Origin of the sequence: Tamlana sedimenti, from assembly GCF_038148895.1 — a bacterium.
Lineage (GTDB): Bacteria > Bacteroidota > Bacteroidia > Flavobacteriales > Flavobacteriaceae > Tamlana.
In genome coordinates, this window is record NZ_JBBVGQ010000008.1 from 59,798 (window position 1) to 75,224 (window position 15,427).

General features: G+C 38.0%; 4 protein-coding genes. All 4 read right to left on the reverse strand.

The genetic code is table 11. From position 1 onward, the window contains the following. Positions 1-4,009: M14 family zinc carboxypeptidase (locus tag WJN01_RS15250; protein WP_445198021.1), on the reverse strand; the 4,009-nt coding region annotated here is incomplete at its 3' end. Between the two features lie 254 nt (positions 4,010-4,263). After that, positions 4,264-7,449, reverse strand: coding sequence for a RemA C-terminal-like gliding motility protein (locus tag WJN01_RS15255; RefSeq protein WP_445198022.1), 3,186 nt, complete (start codon positions 7,447-7,449; stop codon positions 4,264-4,266). A gap of 182 nt (positions 7,450-7,631) precedes the next feature. Further along, on the reverse strand, positions 7,632-13,964 hold the full coding sequence (locus WJN01_RS15260; RefSeq protein WP_445198023.1) for a RemA C-terminal-like gliding motility protein: 6,333 nt from the start codon (positions 13,962-13,964) through the stop codon (positions 7,632-7,634). 239 nt (positions 13,965-14,203) lie between these two features. After that, positions 14,204-15,427 (reverse strand): MopE-related protein (locus WJN01_RS15265; protein WP_445198024.1); only part of this gene is annotated, 1,224 nt, incomplete at its 5' end.

Here is a 15,427-nt window from a genome sequence, read left to right on the forward strand (position 1 = left end):
TCACAACATCCCCGCCGATTACGATGTTGCCCGAAATGTCGCCATCGATATTGTCGGTAGCGGTAGCGCCCTGTTCGGTATAGGAATCGCCCACGTTCAGGTTGATGGTTGAATTGCCATTTAATGTAATTACTGGAGGTGTTGTGTCTTCTTCAACAGTTGTTAAATTAATATCATCAACGGCAATATCAGCTCTCCAAGTACCACCAACAAATCTGTTAAAACGTAATTGTGCGCTTCCCCCAGCGTAACTGGTTAAATCAATATTTACCAATAACCATGCAGTACCTTGTTCCCCTGATTGGCTCCAAAGGCTGGTCCAAGTGCTGCCATCATCATTACTTATTTCAAGATCTAGGGTGCCCATGTCCGGATCGCCATACATATTGTATTGGAAACTAAAGTTAGCCCCACTAGCATTCGATAAATCAAAGCATGGGGAAGTTATAATTGCTCTTTTGTTTGGATACCCAGTGTTGTTTCCAGAGGCTTCAACATAAATATAGAAAGATCCTTCTGCGGCTCCAGAAGGGCCTGTATTATTTGAAGGTGTTGTGCCAGAATTAACTAACCAATCCAAATCATCAGCTGCCGATTGAGACCAATTGCCAATAGAACCTTCAAAACCAAATGCATATGGATAGCCATTAATGCCTCCGGTACATCCTGGTAAGGCTTCAATAACATTTACAGTTCTGGTAATTTCTGTAGCGGCATTTCCAGCAGCATCACTAACATTATAGGTTATCACATAAGACCCAATAGTGTTTGTGTCTACGGTTTGTCCAGCAATAACGATATTAGCGGAAATATCGCCATCTACATTGTCAAGTGCCGTGGCTCCTGCTTCAGTATAAGTTCCTCCCTGCACAACATCAACTGATGAAGCACCATTTAGAGTTATAACTGGAGGTGTAGTATCTGGTCCTGCTGCTTCAATTATTACGGTGTAATCTTCAACTTCCCCATATTGAAATGTTTCACAAGCAGTTGGAATAGCATTATATTGCATTGAAATACGCATTCTTGTGGAATTTTCAACTGCAGTACCCGGAACGGTAAAATTTCCACTGACCGAAGTGGAATTGGTTGGGGTTTGCGTAAATATTTGTTCTCCTGCATCATCAAAATCACCATCTCTATTATAATCAATCCAAACAGAATAAGCTTCATTATAAACTGTACCAGTCCAAGTGGGTGTGATAGTGATGGTATATTGGGAAGCCTTTGTTAAGGTTGTGGAAATTGCCGTGAAATCTGAGTAAAACTGACCTGTAGAACTATTGTTAATAGTGTTTAGTTGAACCCTGCCAATGTATTCGTCATTTACATTTGTACTGCTAGAACTGCAATAATTCAATTGAAAATCTAGTGTAGTGAAGTTAATAGTTGACGAGTAGGCAGAATTATTTGCACCACAATTTGAGCGCACCTGCGCCTCATAGTCAGTTAGTAATGTAAGTCCTGTTAGGTCATGAGATGGTACTGTTAAACCAATAATATCTGTCCAGTTTTGGGCACCTACAACGCGATATCTTAAATCATAAGTTGCAGACGGTATGTTATCCCAAGAAATAGTGGCTTCACTACTGGTTATGTTACTGTTAGCTAAGTTAGTTGGCACTGAAGTAACACAAGGCACTTGGATGCTGATGACTTTAAAATCATCAAAGATAAAACCATCAAAAGTGGTTGTTAAATCATCTTCTCTATTGGTGCTATCGGTTTTAAACCTGAATCTAAATTGAACGTTATTTTGACCAAACAAAAAGCTATTTTCAGTATTGCTGATATAGATTTCTTCCATGACCCATTTATCCATGGTATCACCGTCGTACACCACATCTCCGTTAGTGGATTGGTGTGTTCCTGTGCTTTTGTTTAAATGATAGTTGGTTAAGGAAGTTGCTGCAGGCTTGTTGTAGTTTCCGCATAAAGCCGTCCAGCTACTGCCACCGTTGGTACTTGCTTCAAGTTGCACCAAATCAAAATTTCTTTCCAAATCCCACTTCGCATAAAACTGCACAATAGCTTCTGGAGAGCTTGATAAATCTATATTCGTGTTTAAGGTTAGTGTTTTTGATTCGTTGTTTCCATAAGAACCAGAAGGAGAGTCTGTTATAGCTGAAGAGCCAGAATAGGCATCTGTAGTTATACCCCAAGAGCCTCCAGAACTTGTCCAATTTGAAGTTCCAGTTACATCAGGATTGTCTTGGAACAAAATACTGGATTGGTAGTATTTTACATAATTGGCTTGATAAATAACAAAATCGTTGTTACTTAAAGTTACTTGGAATTCTATTTTGTCATTGGGTTGGATTCCTGAATCTAAAGTGTATGGAACTGTTAAATTACGTTGTTCTAATTTTGACCATCCAGATTGAACGGATGGCGAAGTCATTGAAATGATGTTAGATGAAACAGGGGTAACCGATAATGTGATGTTGTCATAAGTTTTTCCAACATATTCTACCCCAAAATTTAAGTTTCCTGAGATAGAAGAAATGTCGCTTGTATTTAAATCATGAAGTTTGGCAAATTTTCCCGAGTAAAGTACAGAAAGAAAATTCATTCGCATAGCCCTTTGAGCTATGGGTGTAATTAAAGAAGGAGATGGCCAAAAATCATCACCGTTTTCGGGCGCAATAGTTAATACATTCTTTCCTGAGCCGGAATCGGTTTGTCCCCCAGAGGAAACAGGAGGACCTCCTAACATCCAATCGTTTGTATCTCCATTGGCTTCATAAAGTGTATTCGGAGCAGAACCGTAAATATATCGATTATACTGGGTTAAATCATGGCATAGTTTGGCGTATTCATCTTCTCTGCCAGAATCTGCAGCAGAAATACTTCCATTATATGATGAGGTTACGATAGAGTTTAAACCACCATGGTGATTAACTGCTATTTTAAAATCATGGCTCGTTACAAAGTCCTGTAGAATTTGGGTTTCGGGTTCAGAACCTGCAGATGGACCTCTATAAACGTTGCTGCTTGTAGTAGGAGACGATCCTGAATTGTCCCATCCCCAGTAATAATTGAAGTTTCTATTTAAATCAACTCCTCTAACATTATTACTTGAGCTCGAAGAGCCATTATCTGCAGTGCCAGGTCTTAGATTTTTTCTTTGTAATCCACCACCTGAAGGGGCAATAACTTCATTCCAGCGTAAACCGTCAGGATTTACAATGGGTACAAAGTATAGTTCTTGGTTATCAACAACATTTTTAATGAATGGGTCGGTATTGTAGTTTTCTAAAATATACCACATAAAGTACATGACGTTCATTAAGCTATTAACCTCTCTGGAATGGGTCATACCAGTAATTAAAGTTTCTGGTTCGTTGGCTTCATCAATATCCGGGTTGTCTGAGATTCTTACGTAATAAACCGTTTGTCCTGGCCATGTAGTTCCTCCGGTTGAGTTGCCGTGTGTTGTTTGACCTGTTGAAGAAGCGTCCGACTTAACAGAAATTAAATTAGGGTACAAACTGCGCATCAAATCCAGTTGGGCCAGTGTCTCGCTAACCGTTAAGCAACCACCCATACTTCCCAATTGAAAATTATTTGGGACTGCCCAATTAATTTCACCACACTCGTCGTGCTGTGCAGGGTTGCCTACAGCAATATTTTGCAGGCTTAAGCTTTTTTGTGCATAATCGCTTTGTCCCTTTTTAGGTTTACTTTTCAGGCTACTCAATTGGGCTTTTGCCAAAGGTAATTCTCTGGCATTTCGTTCAGCATAGTGCCTGGTTAGGTCGTCAATTATAACGGTATAATTAACGCCGTTTTTTTTAAGACTCAATAATTCGTCATTGCTTAGTTCAAGTTCAAGATTGTTGTTTACGAATTTGGGTCCACAGTTTAAATCTATTCCAGCCTGTTTAATTTTTAAAAGTAAATTTTCGGAAGGATTAGAGATTGAAATTCTTTTTGCGCTTGATGTTTGTTGGGAAAAGACAAATAAAAAGTTAAAAAGAAAAAAGTTAATGAGGAACAACTTTTTCATTGGTTTGGGTATTAAGGGTTAAAATTTGCTTCCGAATGTAATGTATTTCTAGATAACTTTCCATTAATTTTTCTCACATTTTATTCACAATATCTTAATTTCTAGCATTTTACGGTTTAACCTCAATTGATTTGTTGTTAAATCTTACAATTTTATTTTTGAAGTATCTAGTTTTTAGGACTTTAGTTTTACGAATAAAAAAACCTTCCAATTTGATTTGGAAGGTTTAATTTTTTTAGTGCTAGTTTTAGGTTTTATTCAACTCTTACCTTTTTCGAAATGATGCCACTCTCAGTTTCGATTTTTAAAACATAATTGCTTGGACTAATTTGGCTGGCGTTGTACTCCAAGTAATTATTATTTGTGTTTGTTTGGAATTTGAACAAAGACTGACCAAGGAGATTGAACATTTCTATAGATTCAATTAATTTTGAAGAAGGGTTATTTATTACAATATTGTTATGTTCATTTGAAAAATAAACCTCAATTTGTTGATTTGCAAAATCTTCTGTACCTAAGGTTTGGGGTTTTGCAAATGTAATTTCAAAACGATTTAGATATTCGCCCGACTCTAAAAAGGTTTCGTACTTGTCTTGTTTTAAATCCCGATATATTTTTAATTCCTTATCGTGCAAATAAATTTGAAGATTGTCTGGCATGTTTTCTAGTTCATCAATGGCAATACTGTTAAATCCATCTGTTTTTGTGTGAATGCCCAACGGGATAATGCTTTGCTCGTTAATTTCATTGATGCCCTGAATGGTATATTTTTCGTTGTTAATAAGCCAATACATGTCGTCAATTTGTGTGTCAATGTATTTAGAGTCGTAACCCCAATCATATCCCACAGAAGCTTTTTCGTCCACAGTTATTAATAATTGTCTTCTTAAAGTATTGACAGAAGTGAAGCCCATTCTTAGTTTCATTCTAGTGTCCTCACTTTGTGAAACTTTATTTTCAAAATTGTCACCAGATTTTTGTTGGGAGCTCTTATCTTCGATATGAAAAACACGTTGGCTATTTTTGAATGTAATTACGCCATCTGTTTCGGCAGTTGTATAAAACCCTTGTCCAACAGGTATGTATCTATTAGGGATGTCAATTGGGGTGCCGCCTGTTGAAACTACAGCACTTTCAGCATTTTTTGATGCGGCTGGTACGCCACCCGAAAGTGAAAATGTTGCGTAACCCCCTTGGTAATCGCTAGATACGTGTGAACCGCCACCCCAATGTTTCCAGAAATAAAGTGTTCCGTTAGTTGATCCAAGCCCGGCGATGGTTGATTTGTTATCTTCAATAAATTTAACGGCATCTATGGCAGAAGGGTATGGGTTACCCACAAAATAGTCATTTCCGGCATAAACGGTTAAACTGATATCTCCGTTATTTGGTTTGCCTTCAAGGGTATAATCTTGAATATCCTCAATGTTGCCTGTGCCTGGTCCTTTCATAGTAAATCCTTCACCGGCTAAAATTTTACCAGTGCTTCTTACATGCTGCCAAGTTGAAAAATTATTATTTAGGGCATTATTGTATTTCCAAATCCAATAATCTGCAATGGATAGTGGGCTTGCAGTACCGTCATAACCTGAAGTTAAAAAGTCAACATCTGTAAAAATGTTTTCTAATGTATAGCTGTTATTTATTGTTGAATCGTTTTGTTCGCCAACAGGTGATGACCAATAATTATAGGTGTATTTGTCGGCTGTTCCCTGGAGGTCTTTTTTTAAGATGCCAGAACTGGTTTCATCTAGAATGCTGTTTTCTGCCTGAACAAGTTGAGATTCTCTCTCTAAATCTAGTGTTCCATCAAGCTTTAAGTACCAAGAATTGAATAGTCCTGAATTTTCTTTTACACTTAAAACACCATCTTTTTCAACAATAAGACCCGCGGTATTAATGTTGGAAGTAAGGGAGATGTTTCCATTGATTTTATAAATAGAATAGGCATTCGTATTGTTCGTTACATTCCAAACATCGCCGTGAAGCCAATTGTTTGGGTCTGTCCAAATTCCGTTGCTGGATATTTTGGTTGCATAGGGAAGAGGTGCCGTATAGTCTTGATTGATGGTCATGTTATGAAGTGTGCCATCTGTTCCATTATTGGCATCGTCTGGGGTGAATCCAGTATTCAAAATCCCCATTTTATAATACATAATTAAGTCGCTCCAGGATAAACCTTCTATGTCTTGAGGAATAATAGAACCTCTTATTTTTCCATTGTTATTCTCAATTTGTTGGTTGATTTGTTGTTGTAATTGGTCGAGATTTAGGGCTTTGCTGAAAACACGACATTCATTGATTGATCCCTCAAAATAATTGTTTTCAAATTCTGTATTTCTTCCTATTTCAAAATCGTAATCTGAATTCCATTCAGGAGTTTCAATAATTGATGTTCCAATTAGCGAATCATCTGAATATGTCCATAAAGCATTTCCGTTTAAATACAGGGTTGCGGAACCCGAATTGCCATCAAATGTTAATGCAGTATGATGCCAAAGGCCTTCTTCCAAATAACTTTCGCTAGCAAGATCGGGTGAAATAATATCTGAACCTTGATTAGTTTTTATAAAGGCTTTTAGTTTTTTATTCGAATCAATAAAAAGTCTAAAATTTCGCTGTCCCATAATTTCACCACCGTCAGAATTATTTTCGAGTTTAACCCAGGACATCATGGTCGTTTCAGACTTGCCTCCTAAAAAGGCGGTGCGACCTATGTAGTCATCCACGCCATCAAAACCTAAATCTTGTGGAGTACAGAAACTGAAATTACCGATGCCCGTGGCGTGGGGTAAATAATGGTCGCAAGTGTCGCAATCTTCCCATAAGAAGGAAACGCTTTTAATATGATTTGGGCTTGAAAAGTTAACCCCAACAATCGAATTATCCCCGGCAGTAATATTTGAAATTGCATTTACAACTCCAGTGTTGTTATCTGAGACATAAGTGGGAGACGGTGAATTTGTAAATTCAGGATAAATGGTGTTTCCATCTTTGTCTAGACCTGTAAAGGTGTATTTATCACCATTGGTTTCCCATTTATTTACATGGTGAATATCAAACGAAAACGAATATATCGGTTTACTAAATGTTATGGTGCAGGTAATTCCAGTGCCCGAAAATCCGTTGGACAATAAATCAATTCCATCATATAAATAGCTTGATTGGCTACCAACCTTCGGTGTGCTTCCAGACCAAAATCCTAATGTGCTCGTTTCTCCCGTAAATGTTATGGTAATATCGGTTTCGGATCCATTTACGTTATTGTAGGTATGGGATAATTGTCCTGGAGGCCAGTAAAATTCTCCACTCATACTTGTGCTCCAATTTAAATTGAAGTTATGGGCGCAATTGGGCGTTTCATGAAGCTGGGCGTTTGTTTTGACGCTTAAAAAGAAGAGAGAAAGCATCAGAACCATTTTAATAACAATATTCTTCATAAGTAGGTGACTAGTTTGGGATAAACTATTGTTTTATGCGCTAGATGGTTATTAGGCTAATATACAGATATTTAAGTGAAAATCGATAAAATGTATTAAAAATTCGACGAAATACACATTTTAAAAATTAAAGCCCTAAACACAATTTAGGGCTTTTAAATATTATGATTAAAATCTATCCGTTAGTCAATTAACACCTTTTTCGAAATTGTACTGTTTTCTGTAGTCAAATTGATGACATACATTCCAGTTTGTAGATTTCTTGTATTGAATTCTAAATATTTTTCGTTTGAATTGTTGTTTACTTTAAATACCGACTGACCTAAAGCATTTAGCATTTCAACGGTATTAATGTTCTTCAGCTTCGGGTTGTTAACTATTATGCTTTCCTCTTCATTAGAGAAGTATACGTTTATTACAGATTCATTAACATCTCCGGTATTGAGTAAAGCATTATTTGAAAATGTAATTTCAAAACGATTGTTGTGTACACCTGACGCTAATGAGATACTAAAATCACCTTCTTTTAAGTTGTGGTATGTGTCCAATTCCATGTCATGAACAAAAATGTTTTTGTTTGCATCAATGTTTTCCAAATTGTCAATTTTTACAACTGCCAGACCGTTTTTAGCAATTTTCATACTAAAAGGAATCCTTTGGTCTGTATTAAAGTTCTCAATACCTTGAATGATTAATTTAGACGAATCCAAATTCCAGTAGATGTCTTCTTTGTTATCTTCTATCAACAGGGCATCATATCCTAAATCAAAATCATTTGAAGCACGGCTATCAGCTCCTAATAATAGCTGTCTGTGGTATCCGTCTGGTGAATCAAACATCAACCTTATTCTTTCTCCAGTTTCTGCCGATTGGTTTTCCACAGACGATTTTGATTTTTGTGCATTTCTGAGGAATATAGAACCCGTGTTAGAACCTGACACAACTTCTTTTTGGTAAATTCTTTGGCTGTTTTTGAATAATATGTTTCCGCCAACGATTGGTTGGGTTAAACCTGCCACACCACCATCATCAACAGCAGAGACAAAAAATCCTTGACCTACTGCTATGTATCTTTCAGGAAGTTTCGTTCCTGAAGCATAGGTAGCATTAATTCTGGCATCGGTTGATATGGCAACAGTTCCTCCTAGCAAAGTGTAAACCGCATAACCACCTTGGTAGTCACTTAAATAGTGACTGTCAATGGCAAAGTGATCCCAAAAATACAACGCACCATTTATAACGTTCGTTGCATTATTTCCACCATCTGCCACACTAATATTGTCCAAAATAAACTGATTGGCGTCCATGGCGGAAGGATAAGGGTTACCAATTAAGTATTCGTTATCCGCGGTTATTGGTAAACTGAAGTCTCCATTATTTGGTTGGCCCAATAAAATATAATTTTGGTCTGCAGTTGCCGTACCAGGGCCTTTCATGGTGAAGCCTTCTCCAACTGATAAAGTGCCCGTACTTCTTATATGTTGCCATTGATAATACTGGTCATTTGGCTTATTGGAGTATTTCCAAACCCAATAATCCGCATTTTGAACAGGAGATGCTGTGCCATTGTATCCTGAGGTTAAGAAACCTACATTGCTAAAAATATCTGCCACGGTATAACTTGCATTACTTGTTGGCGATACAGGTGAACACCAATAGTTGTACAAATAAGTATTTGAGTATCCTTGTTGGTCGCGTTCTAATGTTCCTGTACTTGCCGCATCAAAGTCACTTTGATCGGTTTGAACCAATTGCGATTCACCTTCTAAGTCTATAGTTCCGTCAAGTTTTAAGTAATGCGATACTGTTAAACCAATTCCTGTGTTTACAGCAGTATCTCCATTAACTTGTAAATCTCCACTATTTATTATTAACCCTTCAACAGAGCAATCTCTAGAGCGTACACCAGTAGGTGATGAACCTAAATATACATCATGGTCAATTTCAACAATATTCCAATCAATTGGTGTTACCCCATCAACTATTGATAAGGCATTTGGTAAGTTTTGAACTGTATTGTTTAACCAAGTTCCAGCAGCATCCCAAGATCCAGCAGCCTGAGACTGATAGGGCAGTGGAGCAGTTTGGAAATCAACAGTGTCCAAATTTCTTAAGGCACCTTGATTGCCTTTTCCAGACATATCATCAGTATTGGTGTACGTGTAAACAGACATTGGGTAGTATCCTGCTAAATCTGTCCATGGTACCGTACTTATCTCGTTTTTGGTAATAGTTGTTGGGATGACGTCGCCATATTCCAAAGCTAAAGAAACATCATTTGAAATCTCTTGGTTCATAATGTATCTCAATTGGTCAACGCTTAGCGCAACATCCCAGACTCTTACTTCATCAATATTTCCAGCAAAATAATCTGTTGTGTTGGGATCCCATCCATCAGCTGCAGCAATCAGGAATTTTCTTGATGTAGCTGTTGGAGCTGGTAAAGAAGATGCTGAATTATCTGGAACGCCATCAATATATAAAGTGGCTGTTCCGCTGTTATAAATTACCGCTACCTGATGCCATTTGTTTTCTGGAATGACAACAGATGATGTTAAAGTTGCTGCTCCGCCGTTTAGGCTAAAGGCCAAATTTCCAGAGCCATTAATTCTTAAATCATATCCTTCGGTGAAGGCATTGTCTCTTTTAGAAACTATTGAGGCATTTACGGTACCTGTATCTCTTTTTATCCAAGCTGAAATGGTAAATTCAGTTGGGTTTAAATCTAAATTGTCTTCAACATCAATGTAGTCAACTACACCGTCAAAATAAACCGAACGTTCAGCTATAATCTGTGGCGCATATCCAAAGGTGATATATTTAGTACCGCTAAAGTCATATTCAGTTTCTAGGTTTCCACTTCCGTCTGATGTCATTACACGGTAATCTGCCGTAGGGTCAAAAACACCTGTAGATGAAATAAACATATAATAACTACCTGGAGGTGTAATGTTTCTTATAGCATCTTGAGGAATTCTTACCTTGCACGAAGGAATATCTCCACCAGTTTCAACAACTTTCCATGTACGTTGCATCGCAACAAAGCTAACAGGGGTTGATAATCCTGAAATACCAGCACTCATATCAACGGAAACTGAGCTGGCTGCCAAGTTTAAATCGGCGCCATCATTACCCCACATTAAAAATTCACCATCGTTAAAAGCCGTTGGGTTTGAACTTTGGTTATCACTATTTGTATCATACAAATCGGTTAAACCAATAGATAAAATACCCTCAATTCTTCCGGTACCATCAGCAGCATCGTTTGAACTTCTTGATTGTTTTTGATTTAATTCTGAAGCATCATCACGTCCAATACCAGCAACATCATAATTGTAACCGGCGTTGGCTGAGGTATCCCAAATAACTGTTCCTTGGGAATCTATATAATCTCTGTCGTTTAGGTTAACCGCAGTAGCACTTCCAGTGTCATGTAATGTAATTCCATACTTAATACATAATGAGGATAAGATTTTATGTTGGTCATCCGATGAGTTTTGTTGCGAGTAACTTAAAACTTCACTTATTTTACCATCAAAATAGGTATCGAATGGATGGCCATTTATTGTAATTCTTCCTGCTCCCAAGGCGAAGTAGGAATTAAAATATTCAATGAAAGGTAAGGTCTCAAATGAAGATGAGGTTTCACCTGTGGCATTGTCAATTCGAATACCATTTTTATAAATTTCAGTGGAGGTATTGTCTATATTATTTTTTACGTTAAAAACAATGACTTCACTATCGTAAGAATCGGTGGCGCTTGAATAGGTTCTTCCATAAGAACCATCAGTTCCTAAGCCACCTAAACTTGTTGGTACCGTACTTACCATGTGGTTAACCATAGAGTCGTAATTGGTAAATCTCGCAGAACCAGCTCCAAAATATAAACCAGAGCCATCACTGTGCATGGTTTGGGTAGCATGTCTTCCCGAAAGCGGAGCTTGTGTGTTAGATACTTGATAATCAATAATGCCATCTGTTTTTACAACAACAAAGTATTCCCTGGCAAAAAAGCCTCCTTTCCCCTTCATCACATCTCGATCGGCTTTTGTGAAATCAACATAGGGGTTAAAGTTAATATTTCCTGCAAAGTTATTATAGAACACGGGGCTATTGGATGTTACACTAACGGCATCATTATCTTGTGCTTGGTCTGTCCAAGTAGCAATATCGGCACCGTCAGCGGTTACTCCAACTTCAGAGTCAGCTTTTAGCCAAAGTTTAAGATTGTTTGTTATACCACCAGGAGCATAGGTTGGGTCTGGAAAGAGGGTAATGGGGTCTCCATGTACGAAGACGTTATCAATACAAAACCCATCTCCACTATTACTTTGTGTTGCAAAGCGAACTCTAAATTGTACCGTTGCAACATTATTCAAAGCACTTGGCAAATCAATAGTAGCTTGATAAAAATTATTTCTCCCGGAAACAGGTGAGGTGATATCACCATTTTGGCTCCATCCATCTGAACCACCTAGAGCTGATATACCGGAGGTATTGTACCAATTGTAGCCAGAACCAGAGGCTCCTAAAACTGTCCAAAGAATACCATTAGTTGAATATTCTATATATGCACCATCATTACTTGCAGTTTGGAACCTAACGTCTATTTTAAACTCTAAATTTTGGAATCCGGTTAAATCTATAACTGGGCTTGTAAGATATGTATTGGTATTTGTTGCATAATTATTATAATTGTTTGTATACCAATAGTTCGCCTCTCCGACTTCGGTTGAATTGGTGCCATACGCCCAAGTAGAGCCAAGCCCAAGATTGGTCATTGTCCAACCACCATTGTTATTGTCAAAATTTTCGTAATAAATAGTGTGTAATGGTGAGGACGTAATTCCAGTACCTTCAATGTCAAAGTTATAAGGGTTCTCATCACTATCATCATTTGCTATACTTATGGTAGCACTTCTAGTACCTGTTGCACTGGGATCAAAAGTAATGCTAAAGGTTGTTGAAGAGCCTACACCAATAGGAGTTGAAGGGATACTTGTAACCGAAAAGTCTGCTGCATGCGTACCTGAAATAGTAACATAAGGTGAGCTTCCCGTTAAGTTTAAGTCGCCAGTTCCTGAGTTGTCAATAGTAAATGTAAATGTTCTGGTATCTCCAGTAACACTTACTGAACCAAAATCTGTAAAGTCATTAATATCAGGAGTGGTATCACCGTCAGCAATACTTGTTGAGTTGCCCGTTACATCCATTTCTGGTGAAGGCGGTGTACCTGTACCGCTGATATCGAAATTATATGGGTTTTCATCACTGTCATTATTGGCAATGGTTAATGTTGCATTTTTTACACCATTGGTTGTTGGTGAAAATGTAATGACAAATGTTGTATAATTTGAAGATGCAATTGTACTTGCAGGAATCGTTGTGACACTAAAATCAGCTGCGTCGGTACCAGAAATAACAATATATGGTGAAGCACCTGTTAAATTTAAATCTGCCGTTCCTGTATTTTCTATAGTAAAGGTTCTTGTAAAACTATTTCCTGTACCAACACTACCAAAATCAGTATGGTCTGTAGTTGTTGGGGTAGTATCACCATCACTAATACTTGTGCTATTTCCTAAAATATCTATTTCAGGAGCAGGTATGTAGGCGGTTCCTTGAATGTCAAAATTATAAGGAGCTTCATCGCTATCATCATTGGCTATGGTTAGCGTAGCATTTTTAGTTCCTATAGTACTTGGTGAAAACATAATAGAAAATGTAGTACTGCCAGAAGCCGATATAGGTGTAGTTGGTATAGCCGTAATGCTAAAATCTGCGGCATCAGCTCCAGATATAACTACGTAAGGCGAACCTCCTGTTAAATTCAAATCTATAGTTCCTGTATTTTCAATTGTAAATGTTCTTGTTAGCGTACTTGCCACTGCCACATTTCCAAAATCCGTATGGTCAGCAGTTGTTGGGGTAGTATCTCCATCACTAATGCTGGTGGAGTTTCCCAAAATATCTATTTCTGGGGCAATGGGGAGATAGCCTTCAATTAAAATATTGTCAATGTATAAAACGTCAGAATTAGTACTTGCATCACAAGTTATTCTAAATTGAGAATTTGTCGCAAAGGTATATGTGCCCGAATTTAAAGTAACAGTAGGAGTATAGGTTGTACCATTGTTAAAATCTGTACCGTTTACATAAGTGGCGACAGTGGTCCATGAAGATCCATCAAAATATTCCAACCAAAAATCCTCTCCACTACTAAAGTTAGCTGATTCATATTCAAAAGAAAAATCCACAGAAGTATAGGATGTTAAGTTTAGGTTATTCGTGAACGTACTAGAAGCAGTGCCACTGTTATCTCTAAGTTGAACGGCTGAGGTACCATTAGGGGTTCCACCTGTTGCTAATGAACAATCGCTTCCACCATCATTCCAAATTCCCCATCCAGATTCAAAATCTTCGGAGTCAATTGTTGTTTGAGAAATAGATTGAGAGGTGATTAGTATGCACAAAAGAAGCATACTTGACTTTAACAAAAAAGTAATTTTTTTCATGAGAGGTTAAATTTTTTAGCTTGGGGACTAATTATTCGAGTCAAAAATATGTTAAAACTCCATGAAATGCAAAAATAATCGATGAAATACAATATTGATATTGTAAATAATTGATTTTAAGTATTTTATAAAATTCAGTATTTTAATGAAAATTACTTTGGATTAGGTATTTAGCAAAAAAACTTAGCCTCTATAATCTAGAGGCTAAGTTTTTGGTTTGAATGATATGGTGTTTTGCTTTAGTTCTTAATCAATCTTCTAAAGGCAGCTGCACCATTTTTAATGTTTTCTATTTTCAATAAATATGGTGCCTGGTCTAATTGATTTAAGCCGCTTACGTTTATCAAGCCATTTTTACTTAAATAAATGGCATCAATTACCAGCCTTCCATTTAAATCGGATATTCTAATGTTGAATTCACCATTGTTATATCCTTCTGGAAGCTCTATCTGAATAAAGTCATTAAATGGGTTAGGTGTAACCGATATTTTGTACATACCTAATTTACCCAGGTCCAAAGTGGTTTGGTCTTCACCATTACAATCCTGATCGATCCCGTCATTTGGTATATCAGTAGCATCAGGGTTAATGGTAAAGTCGCTATCGTCACAATCGCTGTCATTTGAAACATAACCAACAGGTTGCGAACAGGCATCAATAGAGTTAGAGGAATCTCCATATCCATCGTTATCTAAATCTGCATAAAACGTTGTTGTTACGCCTTCGTCTATGTTTCCATCACAATTGTTGTCAATACCATCACAAATTTCTGGAGCATTTGGGTGGACTGAAATAGTGGTGTCATCACAGTCTGAATCATCTGCTACATAACCGGCAGGTTGGGTACAGCTTGCTACAGAATTTGTAATGTCGCCATAGCCGTCGCCATCGGTATCGGCATACCAAACAGTGCTTGAATTAATCGCAGGATTGCTGTCATCACAATCGGTATCGGAGTTCTCACCGTCGCCATCGGCATCGATGGTATCAGGCGTTGCCGGGTTACAGTCGTTGTCTATACCGTCGTAAAGAATCTCTGTTGCAGCTGAATTAATCGCAGGGTCAGAGTCGTCACAATCGGTATCTGAGTTCTCGCCATCGCCGTCAGCGTCCACCGTGTCAGGCGTTGCCGGGTTACAGTCGTTGTCTATGCCGTCATAAAGAATCTCCGTAGCGGATGAATTCACCGCAGGGTCAGAGTCGTCACAATCGGTATCGGAGTTCTCACCGTCGCCATCGGCATCGATGGTATCAGGCGTTGCCGGGTTACAGTCGTTGTCTATGCCGTCATAAAGAATCTCTGTTGCAGCTGAATTCACCGCAGGATTGCTGTCATCACAATCGGTATCGGAGTTCTCACCGTCGCCATCGGCATCGATGGTATCGGGTGTTGCCGGGTTACAGTCGTTGTCTATACCGTCGTAAAGAATCTCTGTTGCAGCTGAATTCACCGCAGGGTCAGA

Coding starts and splice junctions, on each gene's coding strand:
- WJN01_RS15255 (WP_445198022.1), bottom strand. CDS start 7,449: ATGAAGAATATTGTTATTAAAATGGTTCTGATGCTTTCTCTCTTCTTT.
- WJN01_RS15260 (WP_445198023.1), bottom strand. CDS start 13,964: ATGAAAAAAATTACTTTTTTGTTAAAGTCAAGTATGCTTCTTTTGTGC.